Source organism: Pedobacter nototheniae (genome assembly GCF_004335085.1).
GTDB lineage: Bacteria > Bacteroidota > Bacteroidia > Sphingobacteriales > Sphingobacteriaceae > Pedobacter > Pedobacter nototheniae.
The window spans coordinates 15,770-33,890 of record NZ_RQRS01000004.1 but is presented as its reverse complement, the minus strand read 5'-3'; the positions used below and the strand labels follow the sequence as shown (position 1 = coordinate 33,890).

At 35.6% G+C, this 18,121-nt stretch carries 13 protein-coding genes; 4 read left to right on the top strand and 9 right to left on the bottom strand.

What is annotated here, in order from left to right:
- Nucleotides 1-10: 10 nt before the first annotated feature.
- The 9 genes from EHC72_RS05050 to EHC72_RS05010 all read right to left on the bottom strand — a co-directional run bounded on the left by EHC72_RS05050 (nucleotide 11) and on the right by EHC72_RS05010 (nucleotide 13,287).
- Entirely contained in the window at nucleotides 11-2,251 is a 2,241-nt protein-coding gene (locus EHC72_RS05050) for a heavy metal translocating P-type ATPase (RefSeq protein WP_131536582.1), read from the bottom strand.
- Between the two features lie 403 nt (nucleotides 2,252-2,654).
- The gene (locus EHC72_RS05045) at nucleotides 2,655-3,680 is read right to left on the bottom strand and encodes a sterol desaturase family protein (protein WP_131536581.1); all 1,026 of its coding nucleotides are present in this window, start codon (nucleotides 3,678-3,680) and stop codon (nucleotides 2,655-2,657) included.
- A gap of 24 nt (nucleotides 3,681-3,704) precedes the next feature.
- Nucleotides 3,705-4,631, bottom strand: a complete 927-nt coding sequence (locus EHC72_RS05040; protein WP_131536580.1) for a sugar phosphate isomerase/epimerase family protein — start codon at nucleotides 4,629-4,631, stop codon at nucleotides 3,705-3,707.
- A 65-nt stretch (nucleotides 4,632-4,696) separates the two neighbouring features.
- A complete protein-coding gene (locus EHC72_RS05035) occupies nucleotides 4,697-4,963 on the bottom strand; it encodes a hypothetical protein (protein WP_131536579.1) in 267 nt (88 codons plus the stop codon).
- 468 nt (nucleotides 4,964-5,431) lie between these two features.
- Nucleotides 5,432-5,638, bottom strand: a complete 207-nt coding sequence (locus tag EHC72_RS05030) for a hypothetical protein (RefSeq protein WP_131536578.1) — start codon at nucleotides 5,636-5,638, stop codon at nucleotides 5,432-5,434.
- A gap of 388 nt (nucleotides 5,639-6,026) precedes the next feature.
- Entirely contained in the window at nucleotides 6,027-7,430 is a 1,404-nt protein-coding gene (locus tag EHC72_RS05025; protein WP_131536577.1) for an alkaline phosphatase, read from the bottom strand.
- Nucleotide 7,431: 1 nt separating this feature from the next.
- On the bottom strand, nucleotides 7,432-8,244 hold the full coding sequence (locus EHC72_RS05020) for a tyrosine-protein phosphatase (protein WP_131536576.1): 813 nt from the start codon (nucleotides 8,242-8,244) through the stop codon (nucleotides 7,432-7,434).
- A gap of 71 nt (nucleotides 8,245-8,315) precedes the next feature.
- On the bottom strand, nucleotides 8,316-9,911 hold the full coding sequence (locus tag EHC72_RS05015; protein WP_131536575.1) for a SusD/RagB family nutrient-binding outer membrane lipoprotein: 1,596 nt from the start codon (nucleotides 9,909-9,911) through the stop codon (nucleotides 8,316-8,318).
- Nucleotides 9,912-9,930: 19 nt separating this feature from the next.
- Nucleotides 9,931-13,287: a SusC/RagA family TonB-linked outer membrane protein gene (locus EHC72_RS05010; RefSeq protein ID WP_165585765.1), complete on the bottom strand. Its 3,357-nt coding sequence runs from the start codon at nucleotides 13,285-13,287 to the stop codon at nucleotides 9,931-9,933.
- A 301-nt stretch (nucleotides 13,288-13,588) separates the two neighbouring features.
- Here EHC72_RS05010 and EHC72_RS05005 point away from each other — a divergent pair, with 301 nt between their 5' ends.
- From EHC72_RS05005 to EHC72_RS04990, 4 genes are all read left to right on the top strand, one after another.
- Nucleotides 13,589-16,012, top strand: a complete 2,424-nt coding sequence (locus EHC72_RS05005) for an outer membrane beta-barrel family protein (RefSeq protein ID WP_246029377.1) — start codon at nucleotides 13,589-13,591, stop codon at nucleotides 16,010-16,012.
- Nucleotides 16,013-16,149: 137 nt separating this feature from the next.
- Nucleotides 16,150-16,650, top strand: a complete 501-nt coding sequence (locus EHC72_RS05000) for a DinB family protein (protein WP_131536573.1) — start codon at nucleotides 16,150-16,152, stop codon at nucleotides 16,648-16,650.
- Nucleotides 16,617-17,039 carry a gamma-glutamylcyclotransferase family protein gene (locus EHC72_RS04995; protein WP_246029376.1) on the top strand — a complete coding sequence of 141 codons (423 nt, stop codon included), beginning with the start codon at nucleotides 16,617-16,619 and terminating at the stop codon, nucleotides 17,037-17,039. The genes EHC72_RS05000 and EHC72_RS04995 overlap by 34 nt, the downstream gene beginning before the upstream one ends.
- Before the next feature lie 29 nt (nucleotides 17,040-17,068).
- Nucleotides 17,069-18,007: an alpha/beta hydrolase gene (locus EHC72_RS04990; protein ID WP_131536572.1), complete on the top strand. Its 939-nt coding sequence runs from the start codon at nucleotides 17,069-17,071 to the stop codon at nucleotides 18,005-18,007.
- Nucleotides 18,008-18,121 lie beyond the last annotated feature (114 nt).

The following is an 18,121-nucleotide window of genomic DNA, read 5'->3' as shown; positions in this document are numbered from 1 at the left end:
ATTATAATATTTAATTAGATAATAAATTTGAAAATTTTAGTCTTAAGCTATTTCCAACTACCGATACAGAGCTTAAAGCCATGGCAGCTCCGGCGATCATTGGGTTTAAAAGAAAGCCATTAATTGGATATAATATTCCTGCGGCAATTGGAATACCGATTAAGTTGTATATAAATGCCCAGAATAGGTTTTGGCGGATGGTACGAACCGTTAATTTTGAAAGTCGCAATGCTTTTGGCACCATCATTAAATCAGAAGATACCAAAGTAATTTTAGCAACATCAATTGCAATATCAGAGCCTTTACCCATGGCAATAGAAACATCAGCTTGGGCAAGCGCATGGCTGTCATTTATTCCATCGCCAATCATGGCAACAATTTTACCTTGAGCTTGTAGTTCTTTTACAAAATCGGCTTTATCTGATGGCAATACTTCTGCTTTATAATTGCTTATTCCTGTTTGCAAGGCAACGGCAGCGGCAGTTTGTTGGTTATCACCGGTGAGCATATATACAGCAATGCCCATATTTTGCAATATTTTAACGGCATCGGTGGATTTTTCTTTCAATTGATCGGCAATGGCTACAATAGCAATCACCTGATCTTGATTTGCAAAATAAATTACAGTTTTTGCTTCATTTTGTAAAGCATCCGCTTTTTGCTGCAAGTCATCACTGATGGAAATATTTTGATCTTTTAATATTTTATGGCTCCCTGCCCAGTATTTAGTACCTTCAAAATTAGCTTCAACGCCCTTACCCGTAATGCTATTAAAATTGTTAACTCCTACTTGGTTTGTAATTTGAGGCTTAATGTAATTTACAATGGCTTCGGCAAGCGGATGTTCTGATTGTTGTTCTAATGCAAAAAACACTTCCATTAGTTTTTCCTTATTACTTTCGAAGCCTTTTTGCCAAATCATTTCAGTTACTTCGGGTTTCCCTTTGGTTAAGGTTCCTGTTTTATCTAAAATTACTGCATTCACTTTGTAACCTAGTTCAAGTGCTTCGGCATCCTTAATCAGGATTCCACTTTCGGCTCCCTTTCCTATTCCAACCATAATGGCTGTAGGTGTTGCTAAACCAAGTGCACAAGGGCAAGCAATTACCAATACGGTAACCATAGCGAGCATGCCTTGAGTAAAAGCATTTTCGCCACCAAGCAGCATCCAAAGCATGAGTGTAAACAGCGCAATAGCCATTACAATGGGCACAAATATTCCGGCAATTCTATCTACTAATTTTTGAACAGGTGCTTTTGAACCCTGTGCATCCTGCACCATTTTTATAATTTGTGCCAGCATAGTTTCGCCGCCAACTTTTTCTGCTGTAAAACGAAAACTACCTTTTTGGTTTATTGTACCTGCATATACTTTATCGCCCTTATTTTTTGAAACAGGTACTGGCTCGCCAGAAATCATGCTTTCGTCCACATAAGAGCTGCCCTGAAACACAAGTCCATCTACAGGGATTTTTTCTCCAGAGCGTACCAATAGCTGATCGCCAAGGTGTACCTCGCTCAGTGGAATTTCTTTTTCTCCCTCTTTGGTAATCAATAAAACTGTTTTAGGTTGTAAACCCATCAGTTTTTTTATGGCCGAAGATGTATTGGATTTTGCACTTTCCTCCAGAAGTTTGCCCAGCATAATAAACACAATTACAACGGCCGCTGCTTCAAAATAAACATGAGGGTGCAAACCTCTGCTATGCCAAAATTCAGGGAAAAATGTGTTAAAAACGCTAAACAGATAGGCTATCCCCGTACTTAAAGCAACAAGTGTATCCATATTGGCTTTTCCAAATTTGGCTTGTTTATATGCGTTGATAAAAAAGTTTTTGCCGAAAACGAAAAGTATAGGTGTGGTAAGTGCTAACATAATATAGTTAGCGTAAGGCATATCCATTAAAAACATTCCAATAATAACGACTGGTATTGTTAAAATGGAGGATGCAATCATTCGTTTTTTAAGTGATTCGTAATTGCTTCTCTGCACTTCTTCTTGCTTTTCTCTACCACTTTCTACATCTAATATTAAATCGTAGCCTACAGATTGAATTGCTTTCTGGAAATCAACGGGTTGCACCTGATCTGCATGGTAAAGAACCTTTACAGATTGTGTTGCATAATTTACTTCGGCTTTATCCACACCTGGTTGAGCAGCTATCATACTTTCTACGCTAACGGCACAGGCTGCACAACTCATTCCTAAAACTGGGAGTGAAATTGTTTCTATATTTTTTGATGAACTCATTTTATCTGTATTGAATGATACAAAGATACCATGAGTTGGGCTTGTAGATATTACAGGATTTTAGGAAAAAGTTATATGATTCTTAGTATTACCACTGAATTGCAGTTTGCATTATTTCAATTTAAATGCCAAAGAAACACGGAATGACACGAAATTAGCTTCCTCCGTGAATTCTTATTTCCGTGGCTAAATAGATAGTATTTATAGATATAATTATGGCTTGCATTAAATTACCATGTAAGACATTTAAGAGCATTTAAGCATATATTTTCCTATGTGTTTTTTTATTATTCGCCAATCAGGATGAAAAATTAAAATGCCACAGAAACAAGGAATGACACGAAATTAACTTACTCCGTGAATTCTTAATTTCCGTGGCTAAATGGTATTAGGAGTCGCCTTTTTAAGCTGAGAGGCTATTGGAAGGCATTTTTTCGTCAATCAAATTTTCTTCTGTTACATATGCTGCTTTGGTAATTTTTGCTGTTTTATGATCTCCGGTATGGCTCCATCCTGGTGGCATAACAATGTAAAGCAATTTTGCTTTTAGGCCTGGAGCAGCAGCAATATCTTTCCCTAAGCAAATGAATTCGCCAAAATAAACATCCCACAAACTATTAGGATTCATTTCTCTGGTAATGCCATATTCTATTGTAATATCTTCTCTTTCGTCTTGATAGGTTTTAAAAACGTGATCCCAAATATTTAGCAGGTTACAAAAATTGGTATCCATATACAATGGATTTTTTGCATGATGCACCCTGTGGTGTGATGGTGTGAGTAAAATTCGATTTAAAAAACCCAAACGACCATCCTTAATTACATTTTCACCAATATGGATGAAGGATCCCCAAATGCCATCAATAAACATAATAAAAAACAATAATGTGGGATTAACACCAAGTAAAACACAAATAGAAGTTCGAATTAAATCAGCATAAGGTGCTTCGAGAAAAAAGTGTGCAAAGTTTACAGACATATTCATTTGTTGTGGCGCATGATGTGTGGAATGCAAACACCATAAAACCCTTACTTTATGACCTAAAAAGTGATAAACAAAGTGCGACAATTCCCAAACAATATAACCGTAAATAAGCCAATACCAAGTAAAAGTGGTTGTAAAAATAGCCCACCTACTTAATAAACCTATGCATAGACCAACAACTGCTATAGAAATAAAATTGGAAATAAAACGATTAAGCACAAAAACCAAAAAGGGTATTTTATATTCTTCTATTTTAAAACGTTTATAAAAAGCTGCTCTAATAATTTCAAAAAGTAATAAGAAAGGAATAAGTGGCCATAGCAGGTTCTGTATGCCAGATAAGGTTGCCAGAGATCCATAATCTCCAGTTTGCACAATTTTTATTAAGCCTCCTAAACTAAAGAAGCCTATTACTTCATCATATACTATTTTAAGGATGTCCATTTTACTCTAATTTATTTAATGTTTTTATAAGTATCTTTTTCTCCATGTTTGCATCATATACACATTAATTGCCCATTGATCTGCAACGGGCATATTGGTAAATGGTAGCGTTGGCATATAGGTTGGTGGTCCAAATTCTGTGAGCATAGTCAGTATTTTCCCTTCTTGTTTTTTAATGGCAACAATCTTATCCCACCATTCAAAATGCGCCTCAACGGCTGATTTCCATTCTGGTGCTCGAGGATCACTTACCTGCGGCCCTTCTGCATGCCCAACTCTGGAGTGCACATGATCTGTTCGGGAAATAGCAAGGTTTACAGTTTCTGGCTGATCTTCTAACAAACTTTCACTAACATTACACCAATGAGAAATATCAAGCGTAAGCCTTAAATCAGGATTTTGATCTAAATAAAACCTTGAAGCTGGAGCAGAATAAAGCATACGGGATCGGTGTGTTTCATGATAAATGGCTACACCTGTTTGCTTTGCGTATTGAATGGTAAAATCTATAAATTTTTTATTTTCTTCGTATTCAAAAAAATCTTTACCAGAGTGTACATTAATATAAAGTGGTTTCTGCTGGTTATTATTTATAGCTTGATTAAGTACTTTTTTAAAAGTGGCAAAATGTGGCTCGAAACTGGGTTCATCTCCACGACATAGAAAGCCAACTTCTAAACGATATTCTTTTAAGGCAGAGAAAAGTTCTTTTGCAATTTCTGCCGACCATAAAATTTCTATTCCATCAAAACCATCCTGTTTAGCCTTCTTACAAAAATCAGTTACTGAACCGTTGAAGCCCCAGTAAGGCGCCATAATTTTTAATTCGAATCCCTTTTTAGCCGCCAAGGGATTTACTTTTGAGGTTCCGAAAACATCTAAGGATGGTAAAAACGAAGCCGCAGTAATAGTCATGCTGTCACCGATAAAATTTCGACGATTATAGCTCATACATAATATTTGGTTAGAGGTAGCGCATGGCCAAGTTTAATTAGCCATGCGCTTAAGCATCAAATTTATTCTTTCTTGTTGTCTTTAGCAACCCTAAATGTTTGGTTAAATTCTCCTTTTAGCCATTGAACTTTATTCACATCATACATGGCTGGTGCAATGATATATTTTCCCGTTTCATTATCAAGTATTACAACGACATGATCGTTTACTTCAGTGCTAAATTTGCCGTTATTTTGATCTTGACTGCTTTTAAAACTAATTGCGATAAACATTAAGCCTGCGCCCAAGAAACCCAATAGTAGGGATTTTGTGTCTAATGTGATTTTCATGTTTTTAAGATTTTATTTGTGTGTAAATCAAGATAGTGTTTTTACTTAAAACACTGGTTTTCAAATTCAATTCTATCAGAAATATTGCAATAATTTGGTTTAGCGATCGCCTATACTCCCAATAAATCCAAACCACTGTTTTTTAGTTAAGCTTTAAATCGGCATGGTCAATTATTCGGGAAGCACAAGCCAAGCCCACCTACTGCCATAAACAGAAAAATTGCGAGCCGACAACTTTGCTTCTTTGGTTGCCCAAAGAAGAGAAAGCCTCCGCGACAGCGGATAAAAGAATTATATTAAAACCATATAAGACATTTAAGATCATTTAAGTATCGTTTTTTTTGCAGACTGAAGAGGGGCGTGAAGCAAAACATCCTAATTATCTACTGTTTGGTAAAATTGCTTCGTGCCTCGCAAAGACGATAACGAAATATTATGAACCGCTGTTATAGCAATACGCTTAAAACACTAACAAATCCAAACCACCGTTTCTTCGTAAAGCTCTAAATCGGCATGGTCAATTATTCGGGAAGCACAATCTAATCCCACCCACTGCCTTAAACAGAAAAATTGCGAGCCGACAACTTTGCTTCTTTGGTTGCCCAAAGAAGAGAAAACCCCCGCGGCAGCGGAAGAAAGAATTGCATTAAAACCATATAAGACATTTAAGATCATTTAAGTATCGTTTTTGCGAACTTAAGTGAGGTGCAAGCAATACATCACTAAAATCAGAATTATCTATTGTTAGGTAAGATTGCTTCGTGCCTCGCAAAGACGATAACGAAATATTATGAACCGCTGTTATAGCAATACGCTTAAAACACTAACAAATCCAAACCACCATTTCTTCGTAAAGCTCTAAATCGGCATGGTCAATTATTCGGGAAGCACAATCTAATCCCACCCACTACCTTAAACAGAAAAATTGCGAGCCGACAACTTTGGTTCTTTGGTTGTCCAAAGAAGAGAAAGCCCCCGCGGCAGCGGAAGAAAGAATACTTTATATATCTCTTCCAAAAACAACATAAAATAAATAAAAAAGGGGCTTTAAAAGCCCCTTAAATTATACTTTATTAACAAAATGCTCTGGCATAGCAGCTGCTTTGAGCATGAAATTATGCAATTCGTAATTTTTAACAAAAGGTTTAAGTAGTTCAGAACCTGGACCAAACATTGTTAATTCAACATAATCGCCAGTATGGTTCATACCTGCCCATTGTACATCTGTATATTTCCCCATTATCTTTCCATATTCATAAAAAGGAAGCTGAGATTCGTTATACAACTGACCAGCAGTTACATCTTTAAAATGTACCAGCAGAGATTTAATATCTTCTGACTTCATCTCTATTCCTTGGCTCTCCATAATCATATCTTTAATTTTTTGCTCACTAAAAGATTGATTTAATTGAGAAAGCACCCAGGTATTGCTATGTTTAAACTTTTGTAGGGTATCAAATTTTTTATTGGCTTCATCAGCATAAAAAAGCCCTGGATTAGAATTACCATGATCGGTTGTAATGATTACCAATGTTTCGCCATCTTTTTCTGCAAATTCAATTGCTTTACCAACTGCTTCATCAAAGGCCAATTGATCAAATATTAAACCACTAACATCATTGGAATGTGCTGCCCAATCCACTTTACCCCCTTCTACCTGCAAAACAAAACCATCTTTATGATCTTTCATTAAATCAATTGCCTTAACGGTCATTTCTGCAATAGAAGGAACGGTTTTCATTAAAGCAGGATCATTCTTACGGTCAATTTCATAGGGCAAGCCATCTTCAGCAAAGATGCCTAATACGGGCTTTTGATTATTTAAGGCTAGTAATTCATCTCTCGTTTCGGCCACTTTAAACCCTTGGGTTAAGTATTTAGGAATAATACTTCCATCTTTTCTATGTTCGCCAAAATACTTGCTCCCGCCACCAAGCATTACATCGAATTTTAAACCAAGATACATTTCAGCAATAATTGCCTGACCGTCGCGATCGTCTATATTTACGCAAAATCCTGCTGGTGTAGCATGAGTTATAGGTACAGTGGTTACACAACCTACTTTTTTACCGTTTTCTTTAAATTTCTGAAGAATAGGCTGAGGTTTTTCACCTTTCATGCCAACGTTTAGCGAACCATTTCTTACCCGCATACCTCCGCCCCATGATGAACTTGCAGCAGCAGAATCTGTAACCATTGAGCTTGCTGATGCGGTATCCATTAATGCTCTAACGGCTTTATTATCTTTATAAAGACCAATCCACTTGCTACTCTTTCCAAAGGCACGGTTAGCAAATAAATCGGCCATATTTAAAGTACCGGTACTCATACCATCACTAACCATAAAAATGATGTTTTTAGCTTTTTTACCAGCAAAAACTGGCTTCGCCATTACGTCATTTAAGCTTACAAATGGCAACCCGATGCCGGCAAGTAAACCTCCTTTTAATAATGATCTTCTATTCATATTACTTTGTGTATTGTTTGCGTAGTTTTACTAAATCGGCGTTACTTAAACCCATTTCAGTAGTTAAAAAATTATCAAGGCTACCATATTGAGATAGTATGGCGTTATAAGTTGCCATTAAATATTCTTGTTTTACACCTGCCAAATCTCTAGCTACCTGCTCTTTTACGCCCATTTTAACCAAGCTTTGGATCATTTGTTCATTCTCTACTTTACGATATTCGTTGCTTAGTAAATAATCTTCTAAAATGGTTTGCTCAGGCACCCCTAAAGCATATAATAGTAAGGCGGCACCTATTCCTGTTCTATCTTTTCCGGCTGTACAATGGAAAAGTAAGGCTGATGAATCTGGTTGTTGTAATAAAGCCTGGAAGAATGGTTGATATTTTGCCTTTAAATGTGATGTTTGACTGTAAAATGATTCCATTAATGAATCGGCAGAATTTAATTTAGGTAGTTGTAACATCCAATTGCCCAGGTTTTCGCTTCCAGCAGGTAGCTGAATATATCCTGCGCCTTGCGGTAAGCGGTCTTTAGCTTTTGCAACTTCATCATTTCCACGAAAATCAACAACAAAATTAATGTGCTTTTGATTAAGCAACTTAATATCTGCATCTGTTAACTTACTAATTTCACCTGAACGATAAATTTTGCCCCATTTTACATGCGTACCTTGTTTGGTTTCATAACCACCTAAATCTCTAAAGTTTGTAGCGCCTTTTACTGGCACAGCTCTGGTAGTGTCTATTACGCTTGCACTCGCCGTACCAATACCTAAAGCAAGGGTTAGAAATAGAATAAGATTTTTTTTCATAATTAATTTAACTTATAAAAGCCATAATGGATTGCTCCACTATAGCTTTACTTTTTCAACAATAAGGATGTTTATTTAGTTAACCAAGTATCTTTTGTTACATCATCGCTACCACCAAATTGTGATTGGATTGCAGCTTTGTAATTTGCGCTGTTGTTGTTTATCTCATCAACAGGATATTGCCAGCGTACTGGGATTTTACCTACTGGATTAATACCTGGGCCATTATTTGCAAAAGCGGGTACACCAGTTCTTCTCCAGTTGTAAAAAGCTTCCCAACCAGAGTTTTCAAAAAAGGCAACGTATTTTTGTTGCAAAATTTGTGTTAAACCATTTGCATTATCTCCTTTATAAACTACGTTAGCATTATTTAAGAAATCGGTAACATTGAACGTAATTTTACCAAAGGTAACGCCATTAACATCACCAATATCATAGGTTTGTCCGTTTACAATACCATAGAAACTTAATGAAGCATTAATACCATTATTATACCATGCAGATGCTGAACCGCCTAACCAGCCACGATTTATTGCTTCAGCGATGTTGAAACACATTTCTGGATAACCTATTAAAATTAAAGGCTCAGGACCGGCAAAAGATGTATAATAACGTTTATAATTTACATAAGAATACATTCCTGCCAAGCTATTAGCAGATAAGTTTGCTTGTGTTAAAGAAATATCCGAACCTACGTAAGCGCTAAAATCTGTAAAGGTTTTACCAGCGGCTAATTGTGCTGGAGCAGGTGTTGCTGCAATAAAGGTTCTAGGATCCTGATTGGCTGTTGTGATATTTAAATACGTTTTACTTACGCTCCCAAACTTATTATAAGTCTCATCAGGATTATAGATGTATTTATTTACCGTAGCATTAAATTTGAAACTTAGATTATCTCCATTACCAACCATAATTGGATATTTAACAGGATTGGCAATAATGGCCGCAAACTGAGATTTGATATTTAAATCAGCATTATCATCAGCTCGTTTACTTAAAGAAATTAATATTCTTAATTTGTAAGTGTTAATTACTTTTTGCCATTGTAATTGAGTAAGACCAAAAATATCTCCATCAACTAAACTACCTGCATTAGCACTAGATAAAGCTGCAATGCTTGTATTGGCATCCTCTAATAGTTGCAAAACATTTTTGTACACATCGTGTTGGGTATCAAATTTTGGTTGAAGAATCTCTGGATTTCCAGCTTCTGTCATAGGAATATCGCCAACGCGTTGTGTTAACCAAACAAAGCTATAAGCCCTGAAAAATTTACCCAAGGCAGCGTAAATAGTTGCTGACGAGCTATACTGCTTAGAAGCCTGACTTTCCATTTTATTTACATATCTAAGTAAATCGTAAGCTGTGGCAGTATTGCTAAATGCATAGGCATTTTGTCCGCGGTAATAAGAATCTGATGAGGTATGAAATTGATTCCAACGCATTACCTGTCCAAATGGATCTTCTTCTGCTGAGCCAGCAGCCTTATCTACCACGCCACCACCTTTATAAAAACTCCAGGTAAGGTGGTTAAGCAACAAAGCGGCAGGAATAGTTGAGTTTTCGTTTGCTACGTTTGGATTGGATAATAAATCACCCTTCTGACATCCAGTTACGGATATAATCAGGATTATGATGGTTGTTATTTTTAAGATATATGATTTCATCTTGTTTATTATTTTAATATTAGAAACCTATGTTAACATTGAAACCGTAACGGCGAGCTGTAGAACTTTGCAAATCTGATTGCTTACCTCCTAAGCTTCTGCTGGTTAAGTTAAATCCTGAAGCATACTGATCGAGATCAATATCTTTACGTGCAGCAAAGTATAACAGGTTACGACCTATTAATGAGAAGCTGGCCGAACGTATAAATGATTTACCCAACCATTTTTTAGGTAAACTATAGCCAATTACTACTTCACGTAATTTCAGATAAGAGCGATTAACCATAAAAGGCTCATCAAACGAACCATATATACCATTTTGAATATAACTTCTAAGCGTTACTGCTTTTGTATTTGGAGCAAAAGTTAACTGATCGTAGTTATCAATTTTTCCATTTGTATAATGTGGAGTGCCTGATGTAATTACTACGCCATTACCCACCATAGCACCGGTTGCTGCAGCTACACCACCATTTGTACTTTGCCACTCTTTTAAACGGGCATCGCCATATTGTCCTTCAACTAATTCAATTGCGTTTCCGGCGTTCATCATTTGGGCATACACATAATCAAATATTTTACCTCCAGAACGACCATCAAACTGGAAACTAAAACTTAAATTTTTGTAAGTAAATCGGTTGTTAAAACCGAATACAAAATCAGGGTTTGCATAACCTAAAAACTGGTTGTTGTTAATGCCTGCTTGTTGAGCCAATGGAAGCCCACTCGCATCATGAATCACCTGACCATCAGGAGCACGTACATATGCACGACCATAAAAAGCATCTAAGCGCTCTCCAACCTTATAGTTGTGTCCGTTAATTGGTAAATTATCAACTCCGTTATAAATTTCTTTAAGTGTTTCTTTGTAAGTTGAAACGTTTGCCATTACATCCCAAGAGAAACCACTTTCTGTTTTAATTGGTGTACCTGTAACAGATAACTCCCAACCTTTCTTTTGAGACGTAATTGCATTCACACTTTGCGAAGCATAACTGGTAGAAGGTGCAACAGCAAGCTGATAAATAAGCGGTCCGTTTATGGAAGTAAAGTAGGTAAACTCAGCACCTAACCTATTTTTCAAAAATTTAACATCAACCCCTGCTTCGTATGATTTTACGTTGAATGGTTTAATTCTCGGATTCGCAATGTTTTTAGAATAATCTACCGAAGGCGTATTATTATAATATGTTGTTGCAGTATATGAGTTTTGATTATCATAAGATGGTCCATCATAAGAAGAAATTAACTCTGTACCGTAACCACCATATGTACCGCCACCGAGTAAAGAGCCTGTACTATTACCTGTTAAAGCATTATAAGCACTGCCAATTGTAGGGTTAGTTAAACCACCTTTTACATCCGCAAATGATCCTCTAAATTTTAAGAAAGAAATAAAGGAAGGAAGTTTTGCATAATCTGAAACTACAGTACTAAGAGAAACAGAAGGATAAAAGAATGTACTATAACCTTTTGGCAAAGTAGAAAGATCATCTACACGACCTGTTGTATTAATGTTTAACCAATTTTTAACCCCCAAATCTACAGAGTAATAACCACTATAAACCTGCATTCTTGATCCAAAAGTATAACCTTTAATTTGACCTTTTGAGTTGGCAAAATTGTAAACATTAGGAATATTCAATGCAAAAGTAGTTTCCCAGTTAGAGCGGTATTCAAACGTACGTAAGTTACCCCCTACTGATGCGCCAATATCTAACCAATCGCCAACTTTATTAGTATAGTTAGCTAACACATCATGGTTATGTTCCATTAATCTACGTTGATCTTCGCGGTAATCGCCATACCAGATATTATAAATACCACCAGTTTTATTAAAGTAATAATCATTTACATACTGATTTAAATTGGTAGATGGTGGCACTTTCTCTGTACGTAACTGATTCCAGGTGGTAATTTGTGTTCGAGCTAAAAAGTTTAAATGTTCATCAACCTTATAGCTTAATTTAGCATAGCCATTTATATCGGTTTTATTATGACTATGTAACCACTCATTTGCTGTAAAATATGGATTGTTATGTCTGCCGTATTCAACAAAGTTTTGTACTAAGTCTTTACGTCCACGATCGCCACCCCAATAATCTTTTACTTCATTTATATCCCAATTGGCAGATCCATATACCTTAAACTGATATACATAACTATTTGGCCCATAAGACACGTCAGGAATATTTGGTGTGTATTGTGAGTTGAAGTTTAAACTACCTTCAAATTTTAACTTATCATTAAACTTATATCCACCAGACAAAGCAAAATTATCAATATTTAACTTTGTATTTGGCGACATTCCTTTTTGATAGGTATGTGTAATGGAAGCTCTTAAATCGTATTTTTCTCCTGATGCACCAACAGAAACGTTATTAGTAGAAAGAATTCCCGTTTCCATAAAGTTTTCGAAATTATTAGCTCCTTTAGCCAACCATGGGGTTAAAGTACGTTTTCCATTTGCATCCAGTGGGCTATTATATTGCGCTACTCCCTGACCATCAAATTTTGGCCCCCAAATATTAGTTCTTCTGTAGTTACCATCTAAATCATACAAATCGTTACCGTACGCATATTTATAATCGTTACCATAACCATATTGAGTTTGTGTTTCGGGCAGAGCAACAAAACCACTTTCTAACATAGTACTACTATTTACATCAACAGTAAAGCCACGTCCATCTTTTGTTCCTTTTTTAGTGGTTACCAAAATGGCTCCATTTTGTCCTCTCGATCCATATAATGCAGCCGCATTTGGACCTTTTAATACGGTATAGGTTTCAATGTCATCCGCACTAATATTCCAGGTATCAGAGTTAACAGGTACACCATCCACTACAAAAAGTAAATCGGTACTTCCTCTTAAAACCAACTGTGGTCTGCCCAACATTTCGGCATTACCACCAACAGTTAAACCTGCAACCTTACCAACTAGTGAGTTAATTGCATTAGGATCACGAGCTTTTACAAGTTCTGAACCTTTAACCTCTTGTGTAGAGTAACCAATTTTTTTAGCTTCTTTTCTAATTCCTAATGCAGTAACCACTACATCGGTTAATAAATTAGCATCATTTTTAAGCAAAATAGATAAGCTTGTTTCGCCTGTTAAAATAATTTGTTGCGCTACGAAGCCAATTGATGATACCACCAATGTTTGTCCTTTTTCTGCTGAGATAACGAAAGTACCATCAGCTTGTGTTGCCGTACCAATTTTGGTGCCTTTAATAACAACACTAACACCAGGCAATATGCTCTGGGTTTCGTCTTTTACGATCCCTTTATATTGGATCTTTTGTGCAAATGTGGTTAGGGATGCTATAACGAGCATAAGAACTAAACACATCTTTAGGATAAGTAAGTTTTTTTTCATGAGCATTCTTTAATGATTAGCTGCACGAAAGTAAAGGGGTTAAGTTACCGTAATGTTTATGTTACAACACCATATCATAAGCAAAGTGTTAATTGTACATTACGCAATTACCCTTTGATGCACTGCTATGTTAAGAAATTAAAAAACAGTGCAATTACAATTTATATTAGGTTCAGATTCTCTTCAGATTTGCCTTCTAACTTTCACTCGGAAAACTTATTACAATTATGAAACCTATAAAGATTCTATCTCGAATTTGAATCAAAACGGCTTCATCAAACATTAAAAAATTTTATAGAAAATGAAAAATTATAGGAGAATGTTAAGGCTATTTTGCTTTTCAATATTCCTGCTGGCTGATGACGTTTATGCACAGGAAAAACTAACTACAGTTTCTGGTCAAGTAAAAGATGCAAAAAGTAAAAACACACTTCCTTTTACAAATCTTGTGCTTAAAAGTAAAGGCGATGATAAATTTATATCTGGAACGATTAGCGATGATGATGGACGTTTTACTTTTAAAGATCTAAAAACGGGCGATTACAATCTCCAGATCAGCATAATGGGTTATCAAACAATTACAAAAGAGATTAATATTGGCTCATTAAGTCAATTCTTAAATTTGGGTACATTCGAACTTTTTGAAGATGCCAAAACCCTAGAAACCGTAAACATTAAAGGCACATATAATGAAGGTATTTCTTCAATTCTGGATAAAAAAACTTACGATTTAAGTAAAAATACAAGTCAATTGGGAGGTTCTGTTTTACAAGCGATGCAAAATTTGCCTGGCCTTACCGTGCAGGATGGAAAAGTACAACTTAGAGGAAATGATAAAGTTGCCGTATTAATTGATGGAAAACAAAATGCAATTACTGGTTTTGGAAGTCAAACCGGACTAGATAATATCCCGGCATCAGCAATAGAAAGGATTGAAATCATCAATAATCCATCTTCCAAATATGATGCAAATGGTAATGCCGGAATCATTAATATCATATATAAAAAGAATAAACAAGAAGGCTTTAATGGCAAAATAGGTATTAGTACAGGTTTGGGCGCATTATGGGTTAACAAAGAAAACTTACCTGGTGTTAGTCCGCAATATCAGGCAACGCCAAAACTTAATCCGTCACTTTCATTAAATTATAGAAAAAACAAGCTAAATACTTTTCTTCAGGCCGATTATTTATATACCCAAACGCTTAATAAAAATGAATTTGCGCAACGTACTTATAACGATGGAACCATTATTAACCAGCAGGTAAAACGAAACCGAACAACAACATTTTCAACGGTTAAAACTGGTTTTGATTACAATCCAAATGATCGTAATAGTTTTACCCTTTCGGCTTTCATTAATCGCGAAAAGATTATTGACAAAGGAGAAATACCATATTTTAATCAAAACTTAACTATCCGCAATAGATTATGGCAATTTTTGGAAGATGAAGTTAAATACACGGCTACAGGTTCTGCTATTTACCAACATAAATTTACTGAGCCGGGGCACACTCTTAATGCAGGCTTTAATTATACCTGGCACAGAGAGGATGAAAAGTATTTTTTTACCAATATTATGCCCACTTATACTGGCGAAGATTCTTTTAAGTTACTTTCAGATGAACACGTAGCAGATGTTACCTTAGATTATGTTTTGCCCCTTAAACATGGGAAATTTGAGGGCGGACTTAAATACAGAAATCGCTCTATTCCTACTGATATGCAATTTTTCCCAGGCATTAATTCTCCTATTGATATAAATGCTGGCGGCTGGGCCAATTATATGGAGAATATACCCGCAATTTACGGCAATTACATTTATGAGGATAAGAAATTAGAAATAGAAGCCGGATTAAGAATGGAATATGCCAAAATTAATTATAAGGTAAATCCAAACCACAACACCTATAAAAGTGATGGCTACGATTATTTCAGACCCTTTCCTAATCTTCGCTTCGCCTACAAATTAAATGATTACAATAAAATTAGTTTATTTTATAACCAAAGGGTTGATAGGCCAAATGAAGTTGATATCCGTATATTTCCTAAATATGATGAGCCTGAATTATTAAAAGTAGGAAACCCAACTTTAAAGCCGCAATTTACCCATACAATAGAACTTGGCTATAAATACAATTGGAATAACGGCTATTTATATTCAGCTGCTTTTCATAAAATTACAAATGGTACAATTACCCGCATTGCAACTGTAGTACCAGGCAATACCATTATTTATAATATTTTTCAAAATGCAGGGCGAAGTTCTAACACTGGTGCTGAGTTACTTTTACAACAACAATTGGCACCATGGTTTTCTTTAAATATTAGCGCCTCTCTTTATCAAAATAGTATTAATGCATTTACAATTGTAAATCAATACCCTGTGCCCACATCTTATTCTTTGCCAAAAGAATCTATTGTATCAGGAAATGCAAAGTTTAATGGACTATTTAAGCTTTCTGGAAAAACTAACTTTCAGTTTTCTGCAACCTATTTAGCGCCTGATATTATTCCGCAAGGTAAAGTAAGTTCGCGGTTTTCAACTGATATGGGTATTAAAAGGCAAATCCAAAATGGAAAGGGAGAACTGTTTTTAAATGGAACGGATTTATTGAACACTTTACAAGTTAAAAAGGAAATTACTGGAAACGGTTTCAAATTAAACAGTACAGATTATTATGAAACGCAGGTTTTCAGGGTTGGATATAGCTACAAATTTTAAGTAACTGGATAGCAGGCATAAAAACGGAAATAATAACACATAAAAAATGATGTATGTTAAAAGGATAAAATTTGAAGCAATAAAACTTGCGCACCTATCCCATTATTTGCATTTTGCAGAACAAAACATATATAACCATGTATCGCAGTATAAATGATTTCCTTGAAAACTGGAAAAGTGAAGAAGAAATGACGCTCAATATTTTTAGTCTCATCACAAATGAAGCTAAGAATACAATTATTAATGAACATGTTAGAAGCTTAGGTCGTTTAAGCTGGCATTTAACCCAAACCATAACAGAAATGGGAAAGCGTGCTGGTATTTTTGCTGATGATAGTTTAGAAGGTTTACCCATTCCAGATTCTATGGAAGAGATTATTGAAGCCTATAAAAATAATTCAGAATTATTATGCCGCAATGTAAACTTAAAGTGGACGGATTCTGCCCTGGAAAACCTTGTGCCTATGTATGGCGAGGATTGGGAAAAGGGCAAAATTTTGCATGTTTTACTGGTACATCAAACACACCACCGTGGACAAATGACGGTTATTATGCGCATGCTAGGCCTACCAGTAGCAGGCATTTATGGTCCTACTAAAGAAGAATGGCAAGCAATGGGAATGCCGGCAATGGATTAAAACGTATTTATTTTAGAACAGAAATGAACACAGAACAATTTGAGAATTTATTTTCATACGGAACTTTGCAGCAGGAATCTGTTCAGAAAGATACTTTTGGTAGATTATTGGATGCCCAACCTGATGAATTGATCGGCTTTAAACTTTCGATGATTGAAATAGTAGATAAAAAGGTCATTGCATCAAGTGGCCTTGCTCAACATCCTATTATTAGCCAAACAAATAATGCTGCCGATATTGTAAAAGGTGTTTTACTAAAAGTTACCACTACCGAATTGCAGCAGGCAGATGATTATGAAGTTGATAATTATAAACGGATACTTGTTGAGCTTAAATCTGGCAAAAAAGCATGGGTTTACATCAATGCAAGCCAAGTAAATGTAAAATAAGCTATCTTTAGTTTACCTAATTAAAACTTATGAATAAGCGCAGTAATCTAATCATTTACACCTTATTAATTGCTTCATTGTTTTTTGTAACCACAGCGTACAGTCAAATAAAGCTTAATAAGAATACCCATCGGGAAACATTTACTTATGCCCAAAAAGATACCAGCAACCTTAAAATGGATGTATATTATACTGGGCTTTTATCGGCACCTAAGCCAACAATAATATTTGTTTTTGGTGGTGCCTTTTTAATGGGCCGTCGAGATGATAAACTGTATCAAACTTATTTTAACACATTAGCGGAGAACAATTTTAAGGTAATTTCTATTGATTACCGTTTAGAGCTTAAAGGAAAAAAATATCCTACGGCATTAAATACCCGTCCGCTAAAGGATGCCATTGATACCGCTGTCACGGATCTTTTTGATGCAACAAATTATGTAATAGAAAATTCGCAAAAGCTGGGTGTTGATACTTCAAAAATTATTCTTTCTGGCTCAAGCTCTGGCGGTATAACAGTTTTGCACGCAGATTGGAACATGCGAAACAGCACAGCAATGAGTAAAAAACTTAACTCTGGCTTCCAATTTAAAGGTGTTATTGCTTTTGCGGGCGCCATTATGAGCTATAGCGGTAAACCCGATTATAAAATTGCACCTGCACCAACCATGATGTACCATGGTACTATTGATCGTGTGGTACCTTACAAAAAAATCAGACTTTTTAACAGGGGCTTATTTAGTTCAGCTTCGCTAGCAAAAATCTTTAAAAAACATCAATATCCTTATTACTTTGAGTATGTTGAAGGTATGGGACATGAAATTGCTGGTTTACCGATGACGAATAATATAAAGGATATATTATGGTTTATAGAAAATTATATAGAAAAGAAGCGCCCATTATTTATGGAAATTGATTTTCATGATGCTGATTTAAAACCCACTTTTGTAGCTCCATCAAATAAATAAGTGATTTAAAAAAGTAGCACTCATTAAAACATACTTTCCGTAATAACTAAACTTCAGTTGAAGATAATACCCGCAGTTTTTCGTAAATGGCAAGGATTATATGTTCTTAAATTT

Excerpts from the sequence above, each read along its gene's own strand:
- EHC72_RS05010 (WP_165585765.1), bottom strand. The coding sequence starts at position 13,287 with ATGAAAAAAAACTTACTTATCCTAAAGATGTGTTTAGTTCTTATGCTC.
- EHC72_RS05040 (WP_131536580.1), bottom strand. The coding sequence starts at position 4,631 with ATGAGCTATAATCGTCGAAATTTTATCGGTGACAGCATGACTATTACT.
- EHC72_RS05025 (WP_131536577.1), bottom strand. The coding sequence starts at position 7,430 with ATGAATAGAAGATCATTATTAAAAGGAGGTTTACTTGCCGGCATCGGG.
- EHC72_RS05015 (WP_131536575.1), bottom strand. The coding sequence starts at position 9,911 with ATGAAATCATATATCTTAAAAATAACAACCATCATAATCCTGATTATA.
- EHC72_RS04990 (WP_131536572.1), top strand. The coding sequence starts at position 17,069 with ATGAATAAGCGCAGTAATCTAATCATTTACACCTTATTAATTGCTTCA.
- EHC72_RS04995 (WP_246029376.1), top strand. The coding sequence starts at position 16,617 with ATGGCAAGCAATGGGAATGCCGGCAATGGATTAAAACGTATTTATTTT.
- EHC72_RS05035 (WP_131536579.1), bottom strand. The coding sequence starts at position 4,963 with ATGAAAATCACATTAGACACAAAATCCCTACTATTGGGTTTCTTGGGC.
- EHC72_RS05050 (WP_131536582.1), bottom strand. The coding sequence starts at position 2,251 with ATGAGTTCATCAAAAAATATAGAAACAATTTCACTCCCAGTTTTAGGA.
- EHC72_RS05000 (WP_131536573.1), top strand. The coding sequence starts at position 16,150 with ATGTATCGCAGTATAAATGATTTCCTTGAAAACTGGAAAAGTGAAGAA.
- EHC72_RS05045 (WP_131536581.1), bottom strand. The coding sequence starts at position 3,680 with ATGGACATCCTTAAAATAGTATATGATGAAGTAATAGGCTTCTTTAGT.
- EHC72_RS05030 (WP_131536578.1), bottom strand. The coding sequence starts at position 5,638 with ATGATCTTAAATGTCTTATATGGTTTTAATGCAATTCTTTCTTCCGCT.
- EHC72_RS05020 (WP_131536576.1), bottom strand. The coding sequence starts at position 8,244 with ATGAAAAAAAATCTTATTCTATTTCTAACCCTTGCTTTAGGTATTGGT.
- EHC72_RS05005 (WP_246029377.1), top strand. The coding sequence starts at position 13,589 with ATGAAAAATTATAGGAGAATGTTAAGGCTATTTTGCTTTTCAATATTC.